We start from the raw sequence: 23,807 nt of genomic DNA, 5'->3' as shown, positions 1-23,807 counted from the left end.
ACTTCCGGCGCCACGCTGCCCCGGCCGCTCACTCAAGAAGCCCCGCGGGCGCGGGCCAGCTCAGCCGACCACCGGTTCGCGGCGGCCATTCCCCTTGCCGCGCTCACCCGCTCCTGTAGCGGCGTCACCACGGGTCCTGGCGCTGGCACCCTCACGCGATCTGCCACCGCGGCCGCCGGAGCGGTCGTCGTCACCGCCGCGACGGCGCAGCTTGCGCCACGCCAGCACGCCGACACCGGCACCGAGTGCCGATCCCAGCAGCAACAACGGCAGCGCGCCGAAGACCTGGCTGCCGTCGTGTTGCAGCACGCCCACCGCCATCACCACGATGGCCGGAGCCAGACCGGAGTATGTCTCACCCGGCTGCAGCAGCGGCAGCGTGAAGGGGGCGACCATCCACAGCGCACCGGCGACCACGCCGACCAGTACCAGACGCGGCAACAAAGGCAACAGCCGCACCCCCAGATAGCCGGTGACCAGGACCACACAGGAGAGGGCGGCGTAGCTCAGCCACAGCTGCGGCAGGGAATCGGAAAACAGCATGATGACGACTCTCGATTCGAACGGTTTGGGACATGGTACACTTCCCGCCTGGAAAGCACAGCCGCCCGGGGTCCGTGCCAGAGGGTCGGGTCGCGGCGGCGTTCTCGCCATGCGACTTACCCATCCGAGCAGCCCGTAGCCTATGCCCCGTGCCCAGACCCCCGAGCCGTCCCCTGTCAGCCACTTCCGCCGTGACGACGATCCCGCCTGGCACTGGCTGGAGTCGCGTGACGACCCTCAGGTGAAGGCCTTCCTGCGCGCTGCCAATCGCCAGAGCGATCGCTTCTTCACGCCATTGAAGCCACTCGAAGATGCGCTCTACGACGGCCATCTGGCACGCCGCGAACTCGCCGTCACAGGGCTGCCGACCACGCTGGACCACTACCGCTACTGGAGCGAGACGGCCGCCGACGCCGACTACCCGCGCTGGTGGCGCCAGGCATGCCAGGGTGACACCGCCCCCGAACTGATCCTCGATCTGCAGGCGCGGGCTGCCGACCACGACTTCCTCGAGCTCGGCGACATGGCGCTCTCTCCCGACGAGGGTTGGCTGGCCTGGACCGAGGACGTCAGCGGCAATGAATTCTTCGATCTCTATCTCAAGCAGCTGCCGGATGGCGAGCCGCGCCGACTGCGTCGGCGTCTGGGCCCGGAACTGCTGTGGGCGGAGGACAATCGCACCCTGCTCTTCACCCGCTACGACGCTACCCAGCGCCCCGCCAGCGTGTGGCGGCTGTGCGTGGAGAGCGACCGCTGCGCCAAGCTGTTCGAGGAGCCGGACGTCGAGTTCTGGGTCGGCGTGGGCAAGACCCGCTCACGCCAGTGGCTAGTGATCGAGACCGCCTCCAAGGATACCGCCGAGTGCCATCTGATCCCTGCCGCCGAGCCCGAGCGCGCGCCGCGCTGCGTGCGCCCGCGCGCGAGCGGCATCGAGTACGGTATCGACCACCGCGGCGACACCTTCTATGTGCTGCACAACCGCGATGCCGCCCACTTCCGCCTCGATACCGCCCCGGTGACCGCGCCCGACCAGTGGCAGCCGCTGGTCGAGCACCGCGAGGATGTCACCCTCGAGGGCGTCGACGCCTTCGCCTGGGGGCTGATACTCACCGAGCGCGATCACCACGAGGCGCAGGTCTATCTGCGCGCGATCGAGCTGGCGCCGGACGCTGATAGCGGCGATGCCGCGGGCGTACCCGGCTATCGTCTGCCACTGCCGGAGGCGCCGTGCAGCCTGGCGCTGGGCGACACGCCGGACTTTCACGCCCGCCGCCTGCGCCTGCGCGAGGAGTCGTTCACCCTCCCCGTGCGCTGGGTCGAGCACGATCTCGACAGCGGCGAGCAGCACCTGCTCAAGAGCCAGACGCTGCATGGCGACCTGCAGCCGGCGCAGCTGACCTGCCGTCGCCTGTGGGCAAAGGGTCACGACGGCGAGCGCATCCCGGTCTCGTTGGTCGCCCGCGCCGACCTGCTGGGGCAGGCCCCGATGCCGACCCTGCTCTACGGCTACGGCGCCTACGGCGAAGTGCTCGACCCCTGGTTCTCGGTGGCTCGGCTCGAGCTGCTGGCACGCGGCGTCGCCTTCGCCGTGGCTCACGTGCGCGGCGGCGGCGACCGCGGCGAGCCGTGGTACCTGGCCGGCAAGCTGGAGCACAAGGAGAACAGCTTCCGCGACTTCCTCGCCGCACGCCACGCCCTGGTCGATTCAGGCCTTGCCGCCCCCGACCGCATCGCCGCCTACGGTGCCAGCGCCGGCGGTCTGCTGGTCGGCGCCAGTCTCAACCTGGAGCCGACCGCGTTCTGCGCCGCGGTGCTCGACGTGCCCTTCGTCGATGTGCTGCGCACCATGGAGAACCCTGACCTGCCGCTGACCACGGCGGAGTACACCGAGTGGGGCAACCCCGACGAGCCCGCGGCGCGCCGGCGCATTCGCGACTACTCGCCGCTGGACAACCTGACCCCGCAGCCCTACCCCAGCGTTCTGCTGCAAGGCAGCTGGCATGACTCGCGAGTGCCCTACTGGGAACCGGCCAAGCTCTATGCGCGCATGACCGAACTCGACAGCGCCCGCGGCCCGGTACTGTTGCGAACCGATATGGCGGCCGGCCACGGCGGTGCCTCCGGGCGTTTCAAGGCGTGGCGCGACAACGCGCGCCAGGACGCCTTCCTGCTGTGGGCACTGGGCGTCGCCGAGCCGCAGGCGACAATGCGCGAGGCACAGCAGAAAAGCGAGTGAGACGTGTGCGGCCGGCGACCTGGGCCGGCCGCAGCGAGCGTCAGTCGGTGGCCACGATGACCGGTCCGCTGACGAGCAGGCGGGCAAAAAAGATGGGGGTCAGTCGCGCAGCGGCAGGATATCGATGATATGCGCTTCGTAGTCCACCTCGTCGACCTCGCGCTCACTGACCGCGAAGTGGCGTACGCTCATGCCGCGATCGTGCATGCGCCGATCGCTGCCGCTGCGCAGCGGATGCCAGCTGGCCAGCTTGCGTCCTTCGGACAGGCGGCGATAAGCGCAGCTGTGCGGCAGCCAGTGAAACTCGTCGAGATTGGCCAGACTGAGCTGAGTGCACTCCGGCACCCGCTCGAAGCGGTGGGCGTAGTCGCCGCAGCGGCAGCTGTCGATATCGAGCAGGCGACAGGCGACATTGAGCGTGGCCACGTCGCCACTCTCCGGGTGCTCCATCTTGACCAGACAGCACTTGCCGCAGCCGTCGCACAGTGCCTCCCACTCCTGCGGGGTCAGCTCCTCGAGCGTGAACCGCTCCCAGAATCGCTCACGCATGGGGCGTCTCGTCGGTGTCGCGCGGGGTGAACAGATCGAGCAGATAGCCCTCCTTGGCCGGCGGCATCTGCAGATAGAAACCCTGGGCGCGGATCGCCGCCATCACCTGATGCACATCGACCCTGGCCAGCGGCCGCTCGGCACGTAGTAATAGCGTCATCACCGGAATCGGACGGCCGAAGCGCTCGCGCAGCGCCTCCGGCACCGCCGCCATGCCCCGCGCCTTGTCGAGATAGAGATACATCTCATCGAGACGCGGGCTCTTGACCACTTCGCACAGCAGGCGCTGCTCGCTGCCGCTCATGCCGTCCCCTCCAGCGCGTCGAGGGCGGCGCGCCAGGACGCCGCCAGGCACTCGCCGCGCCAGCCACCGGGCAGCGGCAGCGCCTGCCCGCCGAGGTGCGCCGCCGCGATCGTCTCCATCTCGGCGCGGCTGGAGAGCCGCTCCGGCGCCAGCCCCAGCGCCGCGGCACGCTCGCCGACCACCTGCTTGAGCGCTTTCATGCGCCGCTTGAAGGCCGGTGCAGTGGGCACCGGCGGCGGTGTCGGCAGCGCGGCCTCGTCGGCGTGCTGCGCCTGCTTGATCAGGTCCAGCAGCGTATCTCCTTCGCGCTTGACCAGCGCCGGCGTCACGCCGTCGACCGCCGCCAGCTCAAATCGGTTGGCGGGCATCGACTCGGCGATCGCCAGCAGCAACCCATCCTTGGCCAGCCAGCCGCGCGGGGAGTCGCGACGCCGCACCTCGGCCTCGCGCCAGCGGGTCAGCAGGCGGTAGGCCTCGACCTGACGCGGCGTCAACCGCCACAGCTGACGCTGGCGCAGATACCAGCGCTCGCCGGCATTGACGTCGCGTCCGGCGCCGAGCGCGGCACACTCCTCGTACAGCCACGCAAGCCGCCCCTGCGCTTCCAGTGCCTGGCGCTGCTGGGCCCAGATCTCGGGCAGGAAGTAGACGTCGAGCGCCGCGTAATCGAGCTGCGCCGCACTCAGCGGACGCTCGAGCCAGTTGGAGCGGGTCTCCTCCTTGGGCAGATCGACCCCACAGCGCGCCTGTACCAGCCCGCGATAACCGATCGCCGCCGACTCGCCCAGCAGCGACTCGGCGACCTGGGTGTCGATGAGCGGTGCGATCTCGACTCCGGCCCACAGCGCGAGCACCTCGAGATCCTCGCTGCAAGCGTGGATCAGTTTGGGCGCACCGCCGGCGAGCAGCGCGCGCAACGCAGCGTCCGCCGCCACCGCCTGGGGGTCGATGAGATAGATACGCTCGCCGGCGCTGAGCTGCACCAGCGCCGGCACCGGGTAGAAGCTGGTCTCACGGAAGAACTCCGTGTCCAGCGCCAGCACCTCGGCGTCGGCCAGGGCGGCACAGGCGGCAGCGAGGCCCGCCGGCGTATCGATCCATTCAATGGGCGTGTCGACAGTCATTCGAACTCTTTCATGGTTGAGCGCGTCACGGCCATGGCCGCGTCACGTTGGAAAACGCTTGATGGTGCAAGGTGCGGCGTGAGGCGAAACCCCGCCACCATCATGGCAGCAACGGCAGACGGGTCGCGCAGGATGCGAGTCACTCGCGGGCGAAGGGCTGGCGCCCGAGGAAGGCGCGACTCAGCGTGCCGCCATCGACATACTCGAGCTCTCCCCCCATGGGTACACCGTAAGCCAGGCGCGAGAGCTTGGCCGCCTGACCGACCAGATGTTCGGCGATATAGTGCGCGGTTGCCTCACCCTCGACCGTAGGGTTGGTGGCGAGGATCACCTCGTCGACCGTCTCTGCCGCCAGCCGCGCTTCCAGCTGATCGAGTCCGATATCGTCGGGACCGATGCCGTCGAGCGGCGAGAGATGGCCATGCAGCACGAAGTACTGGCCGCGATAGCCGCCGGCCTGTTCGATCGCCAGCATATCGGCCGGCGATTCGACCACGCACAGCAGCCGCGCGTCGCGTCGTGCGTCCTGGCACACGCCGCACAGCGTCTCCTCGGTCAGGGTACGGCAGCGCTCGCAGTAGCCGACCGACTCCACGGCTTCCACCAGGGCTTCGGCCAGCCGACGGCCGCCCTCACGGTCGCGTTCGAGCAGATGCAGCGCCATGCGCTGGGCAGTCTTGGGCCCGACGCCAGGCAGCACGCGCAGGCTCTCCAGCAGCTGTTCGACCAGCGGCGAAAAGCTCATCAGAACGGCAGCTTCATGCCCGGCGGCAGATTGAGGCCGGAAGAGACCTCTTCCATGCGCGACTTGGATTGGCTCTCCACCTTGCGCGAGGCGTCATTGACCGCGGCGGCGAGCAGGTCCTCGAGCAGCTCCTTGTCCTCCTGCATCAGCGAGGGGTCGATCTCGACCCGGCTGACGTCATGCCGACCATTCATGGTGACCTTGATCATGCCGGCGCCAGCTTCGCCCGAGACTTCCATCTGAGCGATCTCTTCCTGCACCTTCTGCATCTTTTCCTGCATTTCCTGGGCCTGCTTCATCAGGTTGCCCATGCCACCTTTGAACATCTCGCACTCCTTGGAACGACGATTGAATCGATTGAAACGGAAAATGTCGGGCTTCACCGGCAACTACGCCCGCGACCGTGGTCGGTCAAGAGGTCAGGCGCGGTCGCTGGTCACGCTCTCTTCCAGCAGACGGGCACCGAAGCGCGACTCCAGCTCCTGAACGTGCGGGTCACCGCGCAGCGCTTCAACGGCCTGCGCGTGACGCTCACGCGCTTCACGGTCGCGCTTGTCACGGGCGGTCTCCAGGCGACCGTCGAGCGGGCCCACCTCGATCGCCACGCGCCGCGAGAAACCCTGCGCCGCGAGCGCCTTGGTGATGCGCTCGACGTGCATCTCGGAAAGGATCGCCGACTGCCCGGGATCGAGCGTCAGCGCCAGGGTCTGGCCATCGTCCTGGGTCACCACGCAGTGGGCGGCGAGATTACGCGTCAGACCGCCGATCTCCAGCGCATCGAATCGCTCGAGCCAGGCCGCGTGGGTCAGATGCTCACCCGCCGCCGCAGGTGCCATGGGCGCCGCGGCGCTGGCCGACAGGCTCTCGTCGTCGACCTCTTGCGCCGCCGGTGCAGCGGGTGCCGCCGCGGACTGCCAGTCGGCATAGGCCGCTTCGGCGGCGGCCTGGTCCTGGGCCAGATCGGCATCGTCGAAGCCGGGATCGGCGTCCCAGGCGCCATCTAGGGATTCGGCCGCTGCGGCAACTGGCGCTTCGGGCTCGTGCGCGGCCGGCGGCATCGGCTGCTGCCCCCCAGCGGTCGGGGTCGGGGCCGCCGAAGCGTCGGCCGCTACCGGGGCCGCTGAATCGACGGCGGATGGCGCAGCGGATGGCGCTGAGTCGACCGCCCAGGGCGGTGTATCCGCCGCCGGCGCTTGCTGAGGCGCCGCCGCGGCGGGCTCGGCAGTCGGCGCTGCCTGCATGCCAGACGCAGCGCCCGAGGGCGGCGACACGGATGTCTCGGGCGCTGACTCCACGCCCGGCGTCGGGGGCGAGGAGTCTACGCCCGACGGCGCAGCAGCCGGCGTGGATTCGACCGCCCAAGGCGGCGTGTCCGTCACCGGAGCCTGCTGGGGCGCCGCGGCGGGCTCGGCAGAAGCCGGCGCCTGCGCCGGGTGCGCAGCGGTCGGTGCTGATGCTTCCCCCCAGGGCGGCGCGTCCGCTACCGGAGCCTGCTGGGGCGCCGCGGCGGCGGTCTCGGCGGCTGCCGGCGTCTGCGCCTGGGGGGCGGGAGCCGCTGACACGACGCTCTGAGCTGGACCGGCTGAATCGGCGCTCGACGCCGAGGGTACCGCAGCCGGCTGCGCATCAGCGGGCGCGCTCGATGCCCGTGTCGGCTGCTCGCCGCGCAGCGGCAGATCAGTCTGCGGCGGCGTCGGCACCCCCTGGGGGCGGAAGGCCAGCATGCGCAGCAGGGTCATCTCCAGGGCGGTGCGAGTATCCGGTGCGCTATCGATATCGCCGCGCCCCTGCAGTGCGATCTGGTAATAGAGCTGGACGTCTTCGGCGGTGAAGCGCGAGGCCAGTGCCAGCAGCTGATCACGATCACCGTGGCCGTTGTCGAGGGCGCTGGGCACCATCTGGGCGATGGCGAGGCGGTGCATCAACCCGGCGATCTCGTCGAGAATCCCGGCGAAGTCGGGCCCCTGCTCGGCCAGCGCGGCGACTTCGGCCAAGAGCCGCTCGGCGTCCACCTCGGCCAGCGCTTCGGCCAGCGCCAGCAGATGCGCGTGATCGAGCGTCCCCAGCATCGCCGCGACGTCGTCGCGCCGGATCTCGCCCTGGCCGAAGGCGATCGCCTGATCGGTAAGACTCATGGCATCGCGCATCGAACCGTCGGCGGCTTTACCCAGCAGCCACAGCGCCGGCGGCTCGAACGCTACCCGCTCCGCCTCGAGCACCCGGGTCAGATGCTCGACCACTCGCTCCGGCGGCATGTTCTTGAGCGTGAACTGCAGACAGCGCGACAGCACCGTGACCGGCAGCTTCTGCGGATCGGTGGTGGCGAGCAGAAACTTCACATGCGGCGGTGGCTCTTCCAGCGTTTTCAACAGGGCGTTGAAACTGTGGGTAGAGAGCATGTGCACTTCGTCGATCAGGTAGACCTTGAAGCGCCCCTGGGTCGGCGCGTACTGGACGTTGTCGAGCAGCTCGCGGGTATCCTCGACCTTGGTCCGCGAAGCGGCATCGACCTCGATCAGATCGACGAAGCGGCCATCGTCGATATCGCGACAGGTCTGGCAGACGCCGCAGGGCTTCGACCCCACGCCCTGCTCGCAGTTGAGACACTTGGCGAGAATCCGCGCCAGGGTCGTCTTGCCGACCCCGCGTGTCCCGGTGAATAGATAGGCGTGGTGCAGCCGCCCCTGGTCGAGTGCGTTGACCAGAGCCCGACTGACATGTTCCTGCCCGACCAGCTCGTGGAAGGTGCGAGGACGCCATTTACGGGCCAATACCTGATAACTCATGCGACGCGGAATTCCTTGGGGCTGGGCGACACCCTCTCCCGGGTGGCCCGGCCACGCCGGACAGTGGCGCGGCCAGCTTCGGGGAGCGGCGATGATCGCGCCATTCTAGCAGGATCGAACGAAGGGTGACGAGGCAACCGCTGCCCCAACGAGCATCGGCTCACCGGCCAGACGCCGCACCGGCGCGACCGCCCCATAGACACCAATGGTCGAACGACAGGCGCGCAGAACACACATACGGTTAGCGAGCGGCTTGGCAGAAACGATGCGGAGAGAACAGAGGCTAAAACGGTAGGAGCGAGAAGACGCGGGCCAGCAGGACGCAGGCCGGATAGCACAAAGCCTAGACAGGCCGGATAGCACAAAGCCTAGAAATGGAGGCGGCCCCGACCAGCCACATCCCGGCACACGCGGCCACCACTACCGTTGCTCCCTTCCGGGCCTGGCGGGGTTTGCGGTTTAGCGTTGCGGGAGGACCGGCAAGGGCCACCATAAACGCGATGCTCGGCGCTGTTTCGACATCGATCATATCGCGATCGAATTGTCTCATCACCAATCATCGTTGCAGACGATTGCCAATCGACTCTTACGGCTTGCAGTGCTTGGCTCTCGTCTTGCCGCTGACCAACAACCTTAAGTACATCAAGATGTTGTCGAGCGGCGCAAACTATACCAGCGTCTCGAGCCGGCGGCAACCAATGCGCGTGAATCCCTTTTTCTGCACGCGCTTGAACGACAACGCCCCGGTGACCGGCACCGGGGCGTGATAGAGGCACCACCAACGGCGTCAGTCGCCGATCTTGGCCTTGGCCGCCTGCATGCGCTTGCGCAGGATCGGCCCGACGATCACCGGCATCAGCAGCCCGATGATCGCCACCAGCCACAGCCCGATCGACAGCCCGCTACTCCACAGGATCGACCAGTCGCCGTCGGAGATCTGCATCGCATGACGCAGGTTCTTCTCCATCTCCGGCCCCAGCAGCAGCCCCAGGATCACCGGTACCAGCGGAATCTCCAGCTTGCGCAGGATATAGCCGGCGACGCCGAAGGCAATCATGAAGTAGAGATCGAAGGTCGAGTGGCTGATCGAGTAGATGCCGACGAACGCGACCATGGTCACGATCGGCAGCAAATACATCGGCGGCACCGAGAGGATCTTCACGAACACCCCGACCAGCGGAATGTTGAGCAGCAGCAGCATGAAGTTGCCCACCAGCAGCGCAGCGATGACACCCCACACCAGGTCAGCATTCTGGGTGAACATCAGTGGCCCGGGGGTGATGTTGAGCGACACCAGCATCGCCAGCAGCACCGCGGTGGTGCCACTACCCGGCACGCCCAGAGTCAGCATGGGCACCAGCGCACCGCTGGAAGCGCCATTGTTGCCCGCCTCGGGCGCCGCCACGCCGCGCGGATCGCCCTCGCCGAAGTAGCCCTTCTTGCCCAGGATCTTCTTCTCCAGGGTGTAGGTGATGAAGCTGCCCAGCGATGCCCCGGCGCCCGGCAGCACCCCGGCGATGAAGCCCAGCACCCCGCCGCGCACGGTGGTCGGGAAGATCGAAGTGATATCGCGCCAGTTGAGCTTGAGCGGATTGATCTTGATCATCTCGCGCCCCTTGCCGGCCTTCTCCTCGATGAAGAACAGCAACTCGGAGACCGCGAACAGACCCACGATGGCGATGATGAAGTCGACCCCTTCGTAGAGCTCCAGCACGTTGAAGGTGTAGCGCTGAGTGCCGGTGGAGAGATCGATCCCCACGGTGGCGATGATCAACCCGATGGCCGCAGCCATCAGCGTCTTCATCGGGTTCTTGCCGGTGATACCGCCCAGGGTGGCGAAGGCCAGCACGAACAGAGCGAAGTACTCCGCCGGGCCGAAGGTCAGCGCAAAGCGTGCCAGCAGCGGCGCCAGCAAGATCAGGCCAACGGTGGCGATCAGACTGCCCATGAAAGAGGCAATGGCGGAGATCGCCAGGGCCTCGGCAGCCTTGCCCTTGCGCGCCATCGGATAACCGTCGAGACAGGTCATCATCGCCGGCTCGTCGCCGGGAATGTTGAGCAGGATCGACGAGATGCGCCCGCCGTACATCGCCCCAGCATAGACCGCGGTGAGCATGATCAGCGCGGTCTCGGGCTTGAGCCCCAGTGTGAAGGCGAGCGGGATCAGAATCGCCACGCCGTTGGCCGGGCCGAGCCCGGGCAGCGCGCCGATCAGGGTGCCGATGAAGCAGCCCATCAGCGCGAACATCAAATTCTCTGGCTGCAGCGCGACGCCGAAGCCGAGCGACAGGTAGTGCAGCGTATCCATCAGTTCAGCTCCAGCAGGCCCAGCGGCAGCGGCAGTTCGAGGCCGTAGGTGAACAGCACGAAGACCACGGCGCCGCTGATCAACCCGGTGAGATAGGCCTTGAGCGGCTTGGCGCCCATGCGCCAGCACAGCGTGCCGACCGCCAGCATGGTGGCGAGGATGAAGCCGAGCGGCTCCAGCAGCAGCGCGTAGAGGACGAGCACCACCACCGCGATGCCCAGCTCGGCGAAGGTACGCAGCGCCGGCCAGTGGTTATCGGAGTCGGGCTTGACGATCATATAGAGACTGCAGATCGCCAGCACCACCCCCAGGATCTTGGGAAACGTCTCGGGCCCGACGGCTTCCGATCCCCCGAAGGGGACCGGAAACTGGGTAGCGCCGTAGAAATAGGCCACGGCGATGACCAGCATGACCAGGCCGAAGACGCGGTCATTGAGCTTGCTCATTGAATCAGCCCGATTTCCTTGGACAGCGCCTGGATGTCCTGGATCTGCTGCTTGACGAAGGCCTGGAACTCATCCGACTTGGGGTGGAACGGCATCAGACCGTTGCTGGCCATGACTTTCTTCCACTGGTCGCTGGCGTAGAGCTTGTCCATGGCGTCGACCCAGTACTGCTTGGCGTCGTCGTCGATGCCCGCCGGCATGTAGAAACCGCGCCAGTTGGGGCCGACCGCGTCGATGCCCTGCTCCTTGGCGGTGGGAATGCTGGAGAGATCACCCGGCAGGCGTTCATCGGAGAGCACCGCCAGCACGCGCAGGTCGCCGGACTTCAGGAAACCCTGGGTCTCGGTGACATCACCGGTGAAGGCGTCGACGTGGCCGCCGATGACCTGGGTCATCGCTTCGCCGCCGTTGTTGTAGGAGAGATAGGGGATGCGCGGCAGGTTCTCGACCCCAGCCGCCTTGGCCGCGATCAGTACCTTGAGATGGTCCCAGCCGCCGTTGGCGCTACCGCCGGCGAACTTGACCGCCCGCGGGTCCTTCTTCATCGCGTCCATCAGCTCGTTGAGGTTGTGGTAAGGCGAGTCCTTGGAGACCGCGATCACCCCGTAGTCGGCGCCCACGGCCCCGATCCAGTTGACCATGTCGGCGTTCATGCCCGGGAACTGACCCTGGGCGAGACGCGTGGTGGTGGCGGTGGAGGCGGCCACCAGCAGCTGGTCGTCACCCTTGCGCTTGCTCACGGTGTGGGCAAACGCCACGCCGCCGCCGGCACCGGCCATGTTGATGGTCTGGACGCTGGCCGGCACCAGCTTGAGCTCCTCGAGGACGTTGCCCACGCTGCGGCAAGTGAAGTCCCAGCCGCCACCCGGATCGGAGGGCGCGATACATTCGACCTTGCCCGAGGGCTGAAACGCCATGGCGCTGGAGGCGACAAGCGTCAGGGCAGCGGCCGCGACCCATTTCAAGGATTTGGAGGAAATCATGGCTTCTCCTTTGTTGTCATGAAACCTGTGTTGTCATGAAACCTGTGTTGTCATGAAGCAGACATCGTCATGCAACGGGTCGCGCTGCCGTGGAGCAGCACGCCCAGCGTGACGCGAGCGAAGCGGAGCGAGCCAACCTTACAATTCTGTAAGGCAGAACCCTGTTCCCGTAGGCGGAATTTAGGCGCCGCGCTTTTACGCGGTCAACGGCCCAGCGGCAAATGCCAACTAAAGTTGAATGCGCCTCCTCCACGATCGTTTACAATCGCGCCACCGCCCGGAGACTCACCGCCGCCGCCCGCAGGAGCCGCTGCCATGCCGCCGACACTGCTACTGGTCGAGGACGACCCGCTGCTGGCCGATACTCTCGTCGCGACCTTGGCCACGCCTGCACAGCAGGTCGAACACATCGCCGATGGCGGGGTCGCTGCGGCACGCCTTTGCGAACCCCACGCCTATGCGCTGGTGCTGCTCGACCTCAACCTGCCCACGCGCAGTGGCCTGGAGGTACTGGCCACGCTGCGTACCGTGGATCGGCACACCCCGGTTCTGATCCTCACCGCACGTGCGGCGATCGAGGACCGGGTCAAGGGGCTCGACCTGGGTGCCGACGACTACCTGGCCAAGCCGTTCGCCCTCGACGAGCTGGAGGCGCGCGTGCGTGCACTGCTGCGCCGGCGCAGCGCCGCTGCGGACGACGCACCGAGCCTGGGCGCGCTGCGCCTCGATTCGCAGCGTCAGCGCTTCAGCCTGGGCGACACGCCACTGCCCCTTCCGCCACGCGAGCACCGCCTGCTCGCCTGCCTGCTGCGCCACGCCGGTGAGCCGGTCGACAAGGCGCGCCTGATCGACGAGGCATTCGCCGGCGAGGCGGTGGGCGACAATGCCATCGAGGTCTACGTGCACCGCTTGCGTCGGCGTCTGGGCGACTCGGGCATCGGCCTGCGCACGGTGCGCGGCATCGGCTATCTGCTGGAGGCACAGTGACGGCCGGCGCCCCCTTTCGCCTGACGCATCTGAGCCTTTACCACCGCCTGACGGTATGGCTGCTCTGCCCGCTGGCCCTGGTCACTGCGCTGATTCTGGGGCAGAGCTGGTTCGCCTCCCGCGCCGCCGCCGACCGCGCCTTCGATCGGCTGCTCGATGCCGCCTCGCTGTCGATCGCCGAGCAGGTACGCTGGCAGCAGAGCCGGCTATGGATGGACCTGCCCCCGTCGGCACTGGAGATGCTGGCGACAGATGCCGAAGAGCGGGTCTTCTACGCCCTTTATGACGCCCAGGGGCGCTTCGTTACCGGCAATCGTGCCCTGCCGGCACTGCCCGCCTCGCCCGGCGGCCAGATGAGCTACGCCGACACCCGCGTCGACGGCCTGGCTCTGCGTCTGGGCGTACGCCGCTCGCGCCTGGAGGGCTGGGATCGCAGCGACCGCTTCGAGGTGCGCGTGGCACACTCCCAGGAGGGACGCACGGCGCTGGCCAACCGCCTGTTCCTGGCGAGCCTGCTCAACGTGGCGCTGATCGCCCTGCTGGCGATGGTGGTGGTCCTGCTCTCGGCGCGCTTTGCCCTGGAACCGCTGACGCGACTGCGCCGGGCGATCCGCCAGCGCGACCCCCGCACCCTGGCACCGCTGGCACTGGAGTTACCGCGTGAGCTCGACGAACTGCGTCAGACGCTGAACGAGCTGCTGGCCCGCATGCGCCGGGTGCGGGCCAACCAGGAGCGCTTCATCGGCGACGCCTCGCATCAGCTGCGCACGCCGCTGGCAGGCCTGTCGGCCCGCGCCGAACTGGCGCTGCGCCAGACCGATCCGGCACAGTGGCGCGCCGCGCTCGACAGCATGCACGGCACCGCCGCCCAGACCGCCCGCCTAGCCGGTCAGCTACTATCACTGACCCGACTCAACAACCCCGAGGCCGCCCCAGCACATACCCCGGTCGACCTCTGCGCGCTGGCCCAACGCGCGGTGCGCAGCGGCTTTGCCAGCTTCGACCGCCGCGGTGTCGATCTCGGCGTGGAGACACCGGCGCAGGCCGTGGTGGTCGCCGCTACTGCCTGGCAGCTCGAAGAGGCACTCACCAACCTGCTCGAGAACGCCGCCCTCTATGGCGCTGAGCGCGTCACCGTCAGCGTCCTCGCCGACCCACCGCGGCTGTGCGTCGAGGACGATGGCCCCGGGGTGCCTGAGTCACAGCGCCTGCTGGTGCTGCGCCCTTTCCATCGTGGCCGCGAGGGAGGCAGCGGCACCGGCCTGGGGCTGGCCATCGTCGACAGCATCGCCCGCGCCCACGGCTGCCGCCTCACCCTCGCGGACAGTAACCCCGCTCGTTCGGAACGCCCCGGCCTATGCATCACCCTGATCTTTTCCGACGCCGCCTGACCGGCGCACTGCTGGGTCTGGCGGGTGCCGCCGCGCTGGGCGCGCCGGCATTTGCCGGCACCCTGGAGTTCGCCGCCAGCACCACGCCGGCAGCGCCGCTGACGATCTATGGCGTGCTCGACCCGCCCCAGGCGCGTCCGCTGCTCGCGGCGTTCACACGGCAACACCCGGAGATCGAGCTCGTCTATCACCATATGGATACCCTGGCGCTGCACCAGCGGGTGCTCGCCGAGCAGCACGCGCCCCAGGCCGACGTAATCATGTCGCCGGCCATGCCGTGGCAGTACCAGCTGGCCAACGCCGGGCTCTCCAGCCCCATCGACTCGCCTGTCACAGCCGCCTGGCCACGCTGGGCGCGCTGGCGTCACGAGCTGTTCGGCTTCACCTTCGAGCCGATCGTGATGGTCTATCGGCGCGATCTCGCCAAACACATGCCAGCGCCCGAGAGCCACGCCGAACTGCTGGCACGCCTCGATGCCCATACCGAACTGCTCGCGGGCCGCGTGGTCACCTATGACCCGCGGCTGAGCGGCGCCGGCTACACCTACGCCATCGAGGATGCGCGCATCTCGGCGCGCTACTGGGACCTGGTGGCGGCCCTCGGCCGCAGCCACACAGCGCTCGAAACGACCACCTCGGCCATGCTCGAGGGGCTCAGCGCCGGCCGCTACTGGATCGGCTACAACCTGATCGGCTCCTACGCCCAGGCGTACGTGGCCAATCACCCGGAGCTCGAGATGGTGATCCCGCGAGACTACGCCCTGGTGCTGCAGCGCCTGGTCATGCGCCAGCGCGGTGCGCCGCATCCGGACGCTGCCGCGCGCTTCATCGATTTTCTGCTCGGGCGCTCCGCACAGACGCTACTGGCCACGCGCACCACGCTCGGTGCGGTGGACCCCGGGGTCAGCGGCCCCGGCACCGCCGGGGCCCTGCGCGAGCGCCTGGGTGACGCCATTCGCCCGGTCCAGATCGGCCCCGGCCTGCTCGCCACCCTGGACACGCTCAAACGCCAGACCCTGCTCGAACAGTGGCAGCAGGCGTTCGCCAACCGCACGACCTTTTCCGACGGGCCGCTGGCCGACCCCGCACCACTGCCCGCCACCATCAAGGAATCATCCTCGCCATGAAACGTCTCGACCAACTGGTGGCCGCCCAGCTGCGGTCGCGCACCCGCGCCCAGCGGCTGATTCGTCAGGGCTATGTTAGCATCGACGATGGCCGCGGCTGGCGCGTCGCCGACAAGCCCGGCGAGAAGCTCCCCGAAGAGACCGCACTCAAGATCGAGACCGCTCCCGAGGAGCGCTATGTCTCGCGCGCCGGGCTCAAGCTGGAAGCGCTGCTGAAAGCCCTCGAACGCCGCCTCGATGGTCTGTGTGTGCTCGACATCGGCCAGTCCACCGGCGGTTTCAGCGACTGTGCGCTGCGCTTCGGCGCCGCCCGGGTGATCGGTATCGAGGTGGGTCACGGCCAGCTCGACGCCAGCCTGCGCGAGGATCCACGGGTCACCTGCCTGGAGGGGGTCAACGCCCGCGCCCTGCCCCACGCCGCGCTTGCCGAGCTGGCGCCGGGCGGCATCGATGCGGTGGTCATGGATGTCTCGTTCATCTCGCAGAAGCTGATCCTGCCGCAGATCGCTCAAGTCCTGGCGCCGGGCGGCGAGCTCTTCTCGCTGGTCAAGCCGCAGTTCGAGGTCGGCCCGGGGCGTGTCGACGACCGCGGCATCGTGCGCGATACAGCACTTTTCGAGCAGGTCGCCGAGACGCTGCAGACCCACTGCCGCAGCGTCGGGCTGGCGCTGACCCACTGGCGTGAAAGCCCGATCCAGGGCGGCGACGGCAACCGCGAGTTCCTGCTCCACGCCCGCCGCACCTGAGCGCCTCGGACGCTCGCCTCAGCGCCCGCCGTCCGCGCCGCCGTCACCGCCATCCGGGCCGGCACCGCCCACGTCACTGTCGCCCAGATGACCATCGTCGCCACTACGCGCCTGGCGTCGCTTAGGCTCGCCCAGCGCCACCGTCTCGTCCGGGCGGCGGCTCTGGACCTTGGCCGTCTGGCCGTTGTCGCCGTGCAGCCATACGTCCATCTGGTTGAAGGCGACACGAATGCCGTGCTCGCGGAACAGCCGGTCGAGCTCGCGGTTGATCTCGTCGCTGGCGTAGAGCCGGTCGAGCAGATCATTGACGAAGATACGCAGCTCGAAGTTGAACGCGGTCGGCCCGTAGCTGATGCAGAACACCTGCGGCTCGGGGTCCTTGAGCACCCGGCGGTTGCCTTCGGCGGCCTGACGCAGCAGCCGATGCACCGCATCCAGGTCCGAACCGTGAGCGACCCCGTAGGTCAGCACCACCCGGGTGACGTTGTCCGACAGCGACCAGTTGATCAGCTGATCGGTGACGAAGGTCTTGTTGGGGATGATGATCTCCTTGCGGTCGAAGTCGGTCACCGTGGTGGCGCGGATACGGATCCGGCTGACCGAGCCGTGCAGCTGACCCAGAGTGATGGTGTCGCCGATCCGCATCGGGCGTTCGAACAGGATGATCAGGCCGGAGATGAAGTTGGCGAAGATCTCCTGCAGACCGAAGCCGAGACCCACACCGAGTGCCGCCACCAGCCACTGCAGCTTGTCCCAGGACACCCCGAGGGTCCCCAGCGCCGCGACCACCCCGGAGCCGACGATGGTGTAGGAGAGCAACGACGAGATGGCATAGGCGCTGCCCTGCTTGAGGCTCAGGCGCGACAGCACCATCACCTCGAGCAGGCCCGGCAGGTTGCGCGCCATCATCATCGTCAGCGCCAGGGTGATCAGGGCGATGACGACATCGGCGAAGGTGATCGGATCGACCGTCATCGCCTCGCCCTGGCCGTGCTGGATCTCCCACACCCGCACGTGGTCGAGATAGGAGAACACCTCGAGCAGATCCGACCAGATCAGGTAGAAGGCGAAGGTGAAGCCGATGAACAGGATCAACTTGGAGAGTCGCAGCGACTGCTGATTGACCTGCTCCATGTCCAGCGGCGGCTCCTCGACCACCTCGAGCCCGCCCTCGGCGCCCTCCTGAATCTGCGCCCGCCGCCGCGCCACCGCACGCCGATAGGCCAACCGCCGCTGCGCCACCGCCAGCCCACGCACCACCGTCGCCTCGACCAGAATCCACAGCCCGAAGAGGTAGAGCGAGTTGATGAAGCGCCCGATCAGGCGCAGCGCTGCATACTCGTAGCCGAGCGCGATCATCCCGGCCAGGATCAGCGGCACCAGCGCCAGGCCCAGCCCCAGCAGCAGGCGGAACAGCTTGAGCCCGAAATAGGGCACGTGGGCCAGGATCAGGCGCACCAGAATGGCGCTCATCGCCAGCAGCCCGGCGAGCAGCAACAACAGCGACAGCGGCCGGCTCGATAGCTCGGCCTGGCTCCCCGGCGAAATGCCGCTGATCAGGATCACCGGGATCAGCGAGAACCCCAGCCACAGCAGCAGCCCGCGCAGCCGCGCCACATAGCCGGAAGACCAGTGGAAATGGCGCGTGGCGACACCATCGGCGACCAGCAGCCGGCGCGCCCAGCCGAGCACGCCCCAGGCCAGCGCCAGCTGCAGCAGCGTGCTCCCCAGGCGTTCGGCGAAATCGTCCCCGCCGAGACGCAGCAGACCGCCCACCGCCGCCAGCAACAGCGGACCGTGGGCCGCCAGCAGAGCGTTGTAGAAGATCGCCCGCGGGGTGTGCATCTGGGTGTCGCGCTTGAGCCGCCCGATCTGCTCATGGAGGTTGAGCAGGCGTACCTTGATGCGCCGGCGCAGCAGCAGCAGCACGCCAGTGATCAGTACCACCGGGATCACCCCCAGGGCGCGCAGATCGGGCACCTGCCACAGACTCATCAAGGCCTGCTGCCACTCGCCCCGGCTCACCTGGCGCGCCATGTCGACGGGCATCTCGCGCCACCAGGAGAGCGTCAGCGGACGCGCGCTGGCGACCCAGAACAGCTGCTCCTCGATGATCCCGCGCAGCGAGGTAGTGATGCTCGCCAGCTGCTCCTGGTTGAGCTGCAGGTCGATCGCCACGGTGAGCAGGTTGCCGTACTCGGCATCGAGCTGCTCGAGGATCTCGCTGCGCGAACGGAACAGCTTGACCAGCGCCTCGACCAGCGACGGCGTCACCGTGATACCGGCATCCTCGAGGCTCTTCTTGGCCAGCACTTCCGGCTGACGCAGGGCGTCGCGCTGGTCGACGAGGTCGAACTGGCTGAGCCGTGTCTGCGCGATCTCTTCCTGCAGCCCGCCCAGGGTATCCAGCTCGGGCAGTGCGTGGCGCTGCTCGTTGAGGATGCGCGAGAGCAAGGGGCTACCGCGAATCGCCTCGATCTGCTCGTTGAGGGTGCGCCGTACCTGACGCACGCGGTCGAGCTGCGAGCGCACGTCGATCGCCCGCCGAATCAACTGGTTGGTGCGGTCGGTCACCGTCAGCAGACGATCGCTGAGATCGCGGTTGGCCGCCTGGATCTCGCTCAGCACCGGGTGTTCGGCGATGGTGCTTGCATCCTCCTCGCTGACATCCGCCACCGCCTGCTCCGACTGCGCCCGGCGGGCGCGATCGAGCGCCGCCTGCAGCGCGTCGAGACGTGCCTCCTGCACTGCCACCTGGCGTGCCAGCAGGTCGCGGCGCAGCACGTCGAGCTCACGCAGCTGGGTGTTGTTGGCCAGTTCGCGACGGTGGTACTCGGTCTGCAGTTCGGCCAGCGCCAGTGCCAGCCGGTAGCGCGCCTGGGTGGGATCGAAGGCGGCGTCCTGGTCGTCATTGCGGGTCTGCACCTTACCCCGCGCCTGCTCGGCCCGATCCATCGCCTCGGCCATCGCCGACTGCGCCCGCTCCGGCAGCGTCTCGGCACTGATCAGGCGAGCATTCACCGTGGCCAGCTGGTTCTGCAGCGTCTCGAGCTGGTCGAGCGCATCGGTGGTGCGCTCGGCCAGCGACTCCACCGAGAGCTTGTCGAGCGCATCGGCATCCGGCGGCCGGTCCTCGCTCAACGCCGAGAGTTGCCGCTGGAGCTCTCGCCGCTGCTGCGGCGCCTGACGCACGTTGCGCTCCAGCGTTTCGAGATCCTTGCGCGTCGCTTCGAGACCGTCGAGTGCCTGCAACGCCGCACGCAGCTGTTCCAGATCGGCCTTCTGCTGTTCACTCGGCGCCTCGATCTGCTTGAGCTTGTCGAGCTCGGTCTCGAGTTGCTTCCGCGACGGTAGATCCGCTGACTGCTGCGCCAGCGCGACCACGCTGACCAGCAATAAGCACACTACCAACAGCGTGCGCATGATAAGCTGCGCGGCACCGGGGGCCGCACGCCCGGCGAGTGACCCGAGCGGATGATCCGACATGCCAACTCCTTGTAAACACCGTCCCCCGGGGAAACGTCCCTGGAGTCGTCGGGGCGATTTTCCAGGGTTTCAGGGCCGATCGCCAGCGCCGCTCGCCACGCCGCCCCGCTTGGCTCTATCATCAGCGCCGGCGGGGCGCCTCCGACGCGTGCGCTCATCGCACCGGCTCGCCACCGATGGCACCCCCGGGGCCGCCGGATATCGCGACGCCCCCACGAAGCGCCTCGGCACTCGCCATGGCCGACCTTCGCGACCAGGACTCTATCGACAGGACAGTCTCATGACGCCAATCCGCTCACTCTCCTCCTCAAGCCTCGTGGTCATGGGCACGCTGATGGCACCGCTGGCGCTGGCCCAGACCGTGGAGGCCACGCCCGACCCGGTCCAGCAGGCGAGCGAGAAGGCCGAGGTTCGCCGGGATCTGGAAGCGGAGACGGCCGAAAACCCGCTGGCCATTACCGCCTATCGGCGTAACTACGTCATGCCGTGGACCTACAACACCAACCCGGACGAGGCTGACTTCCGCGAGATCTCCACCGACGGCGACGTCGATCACTCCGAGGTGAAGTTCCAGCTCAGCTTCAAGGTCAAGCTGCTCGACGACATACTCGGCCGCAATGGCGACCTCTACTTCGCCTATACCCAGCGCAGCTGGTGGCAGGCCTACAACTCCGAGGCCTCTTCGCCGTTCCGCGAGACCAATTACGAGCCGGAAGCCTTCATGAGCTTCGACAACAGCTGGACCGTGCTCGGCTGGACCAACACCATCAATCGGGTCGGTTTCGCCCACCAATCCAACGGCCGCTCCGACCCGCTGTCACGCAGCTGGAACCGCCTCTACGCGGAGACGATCTTCCAGCGCGGCGACTGGGCGTTCAGCGTGGCGCCCCACTGGCGCATTCCCGAGAAGGATCGCGACGATGACAACCCGGATCTCGAGGACTACATCGGCTATGGCGATCTCACCCTGGTGCGCGCGATCGGCGATCAGGAAGTGTCGCTGATGCTGCGCGGCAACCCGGGCCAGGCCCACTACGGCGGCCAGCTCGACTACTCCTTCCCGCTGTTCGGCAAGGTCCGCGGCTATGTGCAGTACTATCGTGGCTACGGCGAGAGTCTGATCGACTATAACCATGACGTGCAGCGTTTCGGGCTGGGCTTCAGCATCAACACCTTCCTCGCCGGGATTCCCGGCACGCGTTGATGCCTGCCGCCGGGCTGACTATGCTGACTGCTGTTCGTCATCACCCTGCCAATCGACTGTCAAAGGAAGACACCCATGACCATGCAACCCACCGGCGGCCAGCACCCGGAACGCGAGCGCGAAGCCTCCACCGCACAGCTCAAGGAAGACCTGCGTCATCTGTCGCAGACGGTCGAGGAGCTGATCCACGCCACCGCCGATGACTCGCGCAGCAATATTGCCGAACTGCGCGAGCGCGCCCAGCAGCGCCTGCAGGATACGCGCGAGCGGCTCGAGGCGCGCGGTGAAGCCCTTTACGACAGCGCCCGGGAGCAGATCGACGCCACCGACCGCTACGTGCGCGACAACCCGTGGACCAGCATCGGGATCGGTGCGGCTGCCGGCGTGGTACTGGGGCTGCTGCTGGGGCGGCGCTGATGGCGGGGCCCGCCGAGAATGTGATCGGCGCGGCGCGGCGGCTGATCGCCAACCTGATCGACACCGGTGAGACGCGCCTGCGTCTTGCCGTGGTCGAGTGGGAAGCCGAGCGCGAGCGTCTGCTCACGCTGCTGCTGCTGGCCGGCGCGGGGTTGATCATGCTCTCCTTCGCCGTCGGCATGCTGCTGCTGCTGATCGTGGTGATGTACTGGGAAGAGAATCGCCTGCAGGTGATCGCGATCTGTGCCGGCGCCCTGTTCGTGATCGCCGCCGGGCTGATCCTTGCGGCCCGCCGTGTGGCCCGCCGGCGCAAGCTGATGGCGGCGACCCTGCGCCACCTCGACCACGATCGCCAGGCACTGAGGCCGGAGCATGAGTGAACGCAGCCACCGTCAACGGATCGAGGCGCTGGAGCACGAGATTCTGCAACAGCGCCTGGAGATGACTGCCGCCATGCGCGAATGGCGCGATGCCACCGCCCCGATCGACAACGCCTGGGAAAAACTGGTGAGCTGGCGGGTGCCGCTGATGGCGGCCGGCAGCCTGTTCGCCCTGCGCGGCGCGCGCAAGCCCCGCGCGACCGGCCGTCTACTCCGGCGCGCGCTGACCGGGCTGATGATGTACAACCGCGGCAAGGCCCTCTACCGCGCTACTCGCGGACGTCGGCGCTGAGCCACGACCCGCACTCAGTCATGTGCCACACGCACGGCCGCCCTAATCGGCGGCTGTCGTCTCTCGCCTTACCCCGGATTCACAGCGCCTGACCGCAGGCCACCCCCGACGCCCACGCCCACTGGAAGTTGAAGCCACCCAGCTGGCCGGTGACATCCAGCACCTCACCGATGAAACGCAACTGCGGCAGCCCCTCGACGGCAAAGGTCTTGGAAGAGATGGCGCGGGTATCGATACCGCCCAGCGTGACCTCTGCCGTGCGCCAGCCCTCGGTGCCAGCGGGCTTGAACTGCCACCGTGTCAGCGCCTCGGCTAGAGCCTCGATCTGGGCATTGGAGAGATCCGCCAGCGGCGTATCCGGCCACCCCTGCCACTCACCCAGCGCCTGGGCCAGGCGACGCGGCAACTGCTCACCGAGCCAGCCAGCGAGACGCTTGCGCGGCGATTGGCGCCGACCCTGGCGCAAGGCCTCCGCCACCTCGAGCTGCGGCAGCCAGTCGATCGTCAGCGCCATGCCTGGCTCCCAGTGACTGGAGGCCTGCAGCATGGCCGGCCCGGAAAGCCCGCGGTGCGTGAACAGCAGCGGCTCGCGATAGTGGCCATCGCCACAGCTCACCGCCACCGGGCAGGAGAGCCCGGATAGCGCCGCGAGCGCCGTCTTCCACTGTGAGGTCACGGTGAACGGCACCAGCGCCGCCCGGGTCGCGGTCACCTCCAACCCGAACTGGCGCGCCAGCTCGTAACCAAAGCCGCTGGCGCCCAGGGTCGGAATCGACAGCCCGCCGCTGGCGACCACCACGGCGCCGGCGTCGAACTTGCCGGCAGAGCTCTCCAGGCGCATCCCCTCGCCCAGACGCTCGACCCGCTCGACCGTGGTCGAGAGCGAGACTTCGACCCCCGCCCAGGCGCACTCGGTGAGCAGCATCTCGACAATCGACTTGGCCGAGTCGGCGCAGAACAGCTGCCCCGGCGCCTTCTCGACATACTCGATGCCGTGACGTTCGACCAGCTCGACGAAGTGCTGTGGGGTATAGCGCTTGAGCGCCGAGATCGCGAAGTGTGGGTTGCGCGAGAAGAAGTGGCGTGGCGCGGTGGCGAGGTTGGTGAAATTGCAGCGCCCGCCGCCGGACATCAGGATCTTCTTGCCAGCCTTGTTGGCGTGGTCGATGACCCGGACCCGCTGCCCGCGGTAGCCCGCGGTGAGTGCGCACATCAGCCCGGCGGCGCCGGCACCGATCACGATGACGTCGTAGGATGGCATGACTTGGCGACTCCCGGCAGCATTGAGTGGGCGCGCATTCTAACAGGGAAACGCCGACTCTCTCGGCGGCGAAGACGAATCGGCAGGCGTCGCACCGCTGCCTTTTCGTCGCGCCCTTCTTCGTGTCGACCCTAGCGCGTCATGAAACTGCAACTACACTGAGAACGCGACGCTCTCGCCCGCGAGTCATCCACTTCGATTAAGGAAGATCCATGAGCAGACACTATCGAGACGACGCCCGTCACTACTATCGTGAGGCCAAGCAGCGCGGACGTGCCGGCGTGCAGCGTGCGCGTCAGCGCGCCGATGACATGGGCCAAGATCTGATGGAGCACGCCGAGGAGGCGTGGCGGGATACCGACGACTACGTCCACCGCAACGCCTGGAGCGGTATCGGCGTCGCGGCCCTGGCCGGCTTCGCGATCGGCTTCTTCGTCGGTCGTCGCTGATAACCGCGGCCCGACGACGAATGTCGCCGGGCTGCCGTCACCC

At 67.8% G+C, this 23,807-nt stretch carries 22 protein-coding genes and 1 other RNA gene; 10 read left to right on the top strand and 13 right to left on the bottom strand.

Annotated features, from left to right (window positions below; translation table 11 throughout):
- Positions 1–60: 60 nt before the first annotated feature.
- Entirely contained in the window at positions 61–543 is a 483-nt protein-coding gene (locus tag ABV408_RS07890) for a hypothetical protein (RefSeq protein ID WP_353981874.1), read from the bottom strand.
- A 142-nt stretch (positions 544–685) separates the two neighbouring features.
- Between ABV408_RS07890 and ABV408_RS07885 the strand changes: the two genes are divergently transcribed.
- Positions 686–2,779, top strand: coding sequence for a prolyl oligopeptidase family serine peptidase (locus ABV408_RS07885; RefSeq protein WP_353981873.1), 2,094 nt, complete (start codon positions 686–688; stop codon positions 2,777–2,779).
- 99 nt (positions 2,780–2,878) lie between these two features.
- On the opposite strand, the gene ABV408_RS07880 is transcribed toward ABV408_RS07885, so the two are convergent.
- From ABV408_RS07880 to ABV408_RS07835, 10 genes are all read right to left on the bottom strand, one after another.
- Positions 2,879–3,328, bottom strand: coding sequence for a YcgN family cysteine cluster protein (locus ABV408_RS07880; RefSeq protein WP_353981872.1), 450 nt, complete (start codon positions 3,326–3,328; stop codon positions 2,879–2,881).
- Positions 3,321–3,632 carry a YcgL domain-containing protein gene (locus ABV408_RS07875; protein WP_353981871.1) on the bottom strand — a complete coding sequence of 104 codons (312 nt, stop codon included), beginning with the start codon at positions 3,630–3,632 and terminating at the stop codon, positions 3,321–3,323. The genes ABV408_RS07880 and ABV408_RS07875 overlap by 8 nt, the downstream gene beginning before the upstream one ends.
- The gene (locus ABV408_RS07870; protein ID WP_353981870.1) at positions 3,629–4,756 is read right to left on the bottom strand and encodes an HRDC domain-containing protein; all 1,128 of its coding nucleotides are present in this window, start codon (positions 4,754–4,756) and stop codon (positions 3,629–3,631) included. The genes ABV408_RS07875 and ABV408_RS07870 overlap by 4 nt, the downstream gene beginning before the upstream one ends.
- A 139-nt stretch (positions 4,757–4,895) precedes the next feature.
- Positions 4,896–5,501, bottom strand: a complete 606-nt coding sequence (gene recR, locus ABV408_RS07865) for a recombination mediator RecR (RefSeq protein WP_353981869.1) — start codon at positions 5,499–5,501, stop codon at positions 4,896–4,898.
- Positions 5,501–5,827 (bottom strand): YbaB/EbfC family nucleoid-associated protein, encoded by a 327-nt coding sequence (locus tag ABV408_RS07860; RefSeq protein WP_207037390.1) that lies wholly within the window; start codon positions 5,825–5,827, stop codon positions 5,501–5,503. The genes recR and ABV408_RS07860 overlap by 1 nt, the downstream gene beginning before the upstream one ends.
- 93 nt (positions 5,828–5,920) lie before the next feature.
- On the bottom strand, positions 5,921–8,287 hold the full coding sequence (gene dnaX, locus ABV408_RS07855; RefSeq protein WP_353981868.1) for a DNA polymerase III subunit gamma/tau: 2,367 nt from the start codon (positions 8,285–8,287) through the stop codon (positions 5,921–5,923).
- A gap of 385 nt (positions 8,288–8,672) precedes the next feature.
- Positions 8,673–8,769, bottom strand: an RNA gene (gene ffs, locus ABV408_RS07850) — signal recognition particle sRNA small type.
- A 305-nt stretch (positions 8,770–9,074) separates the two neighbouring features.
- Entirely contained in the window at positions 9,075–10,595 is a 1,521-nt protein-coding gene (locus ABV408_RS07845) for a tripartite tricarboxylate transporter permease (RefSeq protein WP_353981867.1), read from the bottom strand.
- Entirely contained in the window at positions 10,595–11,041 is a 447-nt protein-coding gene (locus ABV408_RS07840) for a tripartite tricarboxylate transporter TctB family protein (RefSeq protein ID WP_353981866.1), read from the bottom strand. The genes ABV408_RS07845 and ABV408_RS07840 overlap by 1 nt, the downstream gene beginning before the upstream one ends.
- On the bottom strand, positions 11,038–12,024 hold the full coding sequence (locus ABV408_RS07835) for a tripartite tricarboxylate transporter substrate-binding protein (protein ID WP_353981865.1): 987 nt from the start codon (positions 12,022–12,024) through the stop codon (positions 11,038–11,040). The genes ABV408_RS07840 and ABV408_RS07835 overlap by 4 nt, the downstream gene beginning before the upstream one ends.
- Positions 12,025–12,339: 315 nt before the next feature.
- Here ABV408_RS07835 and ABV408_RS07830 point away from each other — a divergent pair, with 315 nt between their 5' ends.
- Genes ABV408_RS07830 through ABV408_RS07815 form a run of 4 tightly spaced genes read left to right on the top strand, consistent with a single transcriptional unit; the run spans position 12,340 to position 16,275 of the window.
- On the top strand, positions 12,340–13,011 hold the full coding sequence (locus ABV408_RS07830) for a response regulator transcription factor (protein WP_353981864.1): 672 nt from the start codon (positions 12,340–12,342) through the stop codon (positions 13,009–13,011).
- Positions 13,008–14,402 (top strand): sensor histidine kinase, encoded by a 1,395-nt coding sequence (locus tag ABV408_RS07825; RefSeq protein ID WP_353981863.1) that lies wholly within the window; start codon positions 13,008–13,010, stop codon positions 14,400–14,402. Before ABV408_RS07830 ends, ABV408_RS07825 begins: the two co-directional genes overlap by 4 nt.
- Positions 14,369–15,529, top strand: a complete 1,161-nt coding sequence (locus ABV408_RS07820) for an extracellular solute-binding protein (RefSeq protein WP_353981862.1) — start codon at positions 14,369–14,371, stop codon at positions 15,527–15,529. The genes ABV408_RS07825 and ABV408_RS07820 overlap by 34 nt, the downstream gene beginning before the upstream one ends.
- Positions 15,526–16,275 (top strand): TlyA family RNA methyltransferase, encoded by a 750-nt coding sequence (locus tag ABV408_RS07815; RefSeq protein WP_353981861.1) that lies wholly within the window; start codon positions 15,526–15,528, stop codon positions 16,273–16,275. Before ABV408_RS07820 ends, ABV408_RS07815 begins: the two co-directional genes overlap by 4 nt.
- Positions 16,276–16,293: 18 nt before the next feature.
- Here the strand turns inward: ABV408_RS07815 and mscK are convergent, their stop codons facing one another.
- Positions 16,294–19,761 (bottom strand): mechanosensitive channel MscK, encoded by a 3,468-nt coding sequence (mscK, locus tag ABV408_RS07810; protein ID WP_353981860.1) that lies wholly within the window; start codon positions 19,759–19,761, stop codon positions 16,294–16,296.
- 280 nt (positions 19,762–20,041) lie between these two features.
- Between mscK and ABV408_RS07805 the strand changes: the two genes are divergently transcribed.
- The 4 genes from ABV408_RS07805 to ABV408_RS07790 all read left to right on the top strand — a co-directional run bounded on the left by ABV408_RS07805 (position 20,042) and on the right by ABV408_RS07790 (position 22,054).
- Complete coding sequence (locus ABV408_RS07805; RefSeq protein ID WP_353981859.1) at positions 20,042–20,965, top strand: phospholipase A; 924 nt, start codon at positions 20,042–20,044, stop codon at positions 20,963–20,965.
- A 75-nt stretch (positions 20,966–21,040) separates the two neighbouring features.
- Positions 21,041–21,382 (top strand): YqjD family protein, encoded by a 342-nt coding sequence (locus tag ABV408_RS07800; RefSeq protein ID WP_035473675.1) that lies wholly within the window; start codon positions 21,041–21,043, stop codon positions 21,380–21,382.
- Positions 21,382–21,762 (top strand): phage holin family protein, encoded by a 381-nt coding sequence (locus ABV408_RS07795; RefSeq protein ID WP_353981858.1) that lies wholly within the window; start codon positions 21,382–21,384, stop codon positions 21,760–21,762. The genes ABV408_RS07800 and ABV408_RS07795 overlap by 1 nt, the downstream gene beginning before the upstream one ends.
- Positions 21,755–22,054 (top strand): YqjK-like family protein, encoded by a 300-nt coding sequence (locus ABV408_RS07790; protein WP_353981857.1) that lies wholly within the window; start codon positions 21,755–21,757, stop codon positions 22,052–22,054. The genes ABV408_RS07795 and ABV408_RS07790 overlap by 8 nt, the downstream gene beginning before the upstream one ends.
- A gap of 79 nt (positions 22,055–22,133) precedes the next feature.
- On the opposite strand, the gene ABV408_RS07785 is transcribed toward ABV408_RS07790, so the two are convergent.
- On the bottom strand, positions 22,134–23,315 hold the full coding sequence (locus ABV408_RS07785) for an NAD(P)/FAD-dependent oxidoreductase (protein ID WP_353981856.1): 1,182 nt from the start codon (positions 23,313–23,315) through the stop codon (positions 22,134–22,136).
- 212 nt (positions 23,316–23,527) lie between these two features.
- On the opposite strand from ABV408_RS07785, the gene ABV408_RS07780 reads away from it, so the two are divergent.
- Entirely contained in the window at positions 23,528–23,764 is a 237-nt protein-coding gene (locus ABV408_RS07780) for a YqjD family protein (protein WP_051895978.1), read from the top strand.
- Positions 23,765–23,807: the final 43 nt, after the last annotated feature.

The organism is Salinicola endophyticus, from assembly GCF_040536835.1.
Classification (GTDB): Bacteria; Pseudomonadota; Gammaproteobacteria; order Pseudomonadales; family Halomonadaceae; genus Salinicola; species Salinicola endophyticus_A.
This window is presented reverse-complemented; position numbering and strand designations above follow the sequence as displayed.

Bases quoted from the DNA above. Each gene is read 5' to 3' on its own strand.
- ABV408_RS07785 (WP_353981856.1), bottom strand. From the start codon at position 23,315: ATGCCATCCTACGACGTCATCGTGATCGGTGCCGGCGCCGCCGGGCTG.
- ABV408_RS07885 (WP_353981873.1), top strand. From the start codon at position 686: ATGCCCCGTGCCCAGACCCCCGAGCCGTCCCCTGTCAGCCACTTCCGC.
- ABV408_RS07880 (WP_353981872.1), bottom strand. From the start codon at position 3,328: ATGCGTGAGCGATTCTGGGAGCGGTTCACGCTCGAGGAGCTGACCCCG.
- ABV408_RS07780 (WP_051895978.1), top strand. From the start codon at position 23,528: ATGAGCAGACACTATCGAGACGACGCCCGTCACTACTATCGTGAGGCC.
- ABV408_RS07830 (WP_353981864.1), top strand. From the start codon at position 12,340: ATGCCGCCGACACTGCTACTGGTCGAGGACGACCCGCTGCTGGCCGAT.
- ABV408_RS07805 (WP_353981859.1), top strand. From the start codon at position 20,042: ATGACGCCAATCCGCTCACTCTCCTCCTCAAGCCTCGTGGTCATGGGC.
- ABV408_RS07795 (WP_353981858.1), top strand. From the start codon at position 21,382: ATGGCGGGGCCCGCCGAGAATGTGATCGGCGCGGCGCGGCGGCTGATC.
- ABV408_RS07800 (WP_035473675.1), top strand. From the start codon at position 21,041: ATGACCATGCAACCCACCGGCGGCCAGCACCCGGAACGCGAGCGCGAA.
- ABV408_RS07875 (WP_353981871.1), bottom strand. From the start codon at position 3,632: ATGAGCGGCAGCGAGCAGCGCCTGCTGTGCGAAGTGGTCAAGAGCCCG.
- mscK (WP_353981860.1), bottom strand. From the start codon at position 19,761: ATGTCGGATCATCCGCTCGGGTCACTCGCCGGGCGTGCGGCCCCCGGT.
- ABV408_RS07845 (WP_353981867.1), bottom strand. From the start codon at position 10,595: ATGGATACGCTGCACTACCTGTCGCTCGGCTTCGGCGTCGCGCTGCAG.
- ABV408_RS07835 (WP_353981865.1), bottom strand. From the start codon at position 12,024: ATGATTTCCTCCAAATCCTTGAAATGGGTCGCGGCCGCTGCCCTGACG.
- ABV408_RS07815 (WP_353981861.1), top strand. From the start codon at position 15,526: ATGAAACGTCTCGACCAACTGGTGGCCGCCCAGCTGCGGTCGCGCACC.
- dnaX (WP_353981868.1), bottom strand. From the start codon at position 8,287: ATGAGTTATCAGGTATTGGCCCGTAAATGGCGTCCTCGCACCTTCCAC.
- ABV408_RS07790 (WP_353981857.1), top strand. From the start codon at position 21,755: ATGAGTGAACGCAGCCACCGTCAACGGATCGAGGCGCTGGAGCACGAG.
- ABV408_RS07840 (WP_353981866.1), bottom strand. From the start codon at position 11,041: ATGAGCAAGCTCAATGACCGCGTCTTCGGCCTGGTCATGCTGGTCATC.
- ABV408_RS07870 (WP_353981870.1), bottom strand. From the start codon at position 4,756: ATGACTGTCGACACGCCCATTGAATGGATCGATACGCCGGCGGGCCTC.
- recR (WP_353981869.1), bottom strand. From the start codon at position 5,501: ATGAGCTTTTCGCCGCTGGTCGAACAGCTGCTGGAGAGCCTGCGCGTG.
- ABV408_RS07890 (WP_353981874.1), bottom strand. From the start codon at position 543: ATGCTGTTTTCCGATTCCCTGCCGCAGCTGTGGCTGAGCTACGCCGCC.
- ABV408_RS07860 (WP_207037390.1), bottom strand. From the start codon at position 5,827: ATGTTCAAAGGTGGCATGGGCAACCTGATGAAGCAGGCCCAGGAAATG.
- ABV408_RS07820 (WP_353981862.1), top strand. From the start codon at position 14,369: ATGCATCACCCTGATCTTTTCCGACGCCGCCTGACCGGCGCACTGCTG.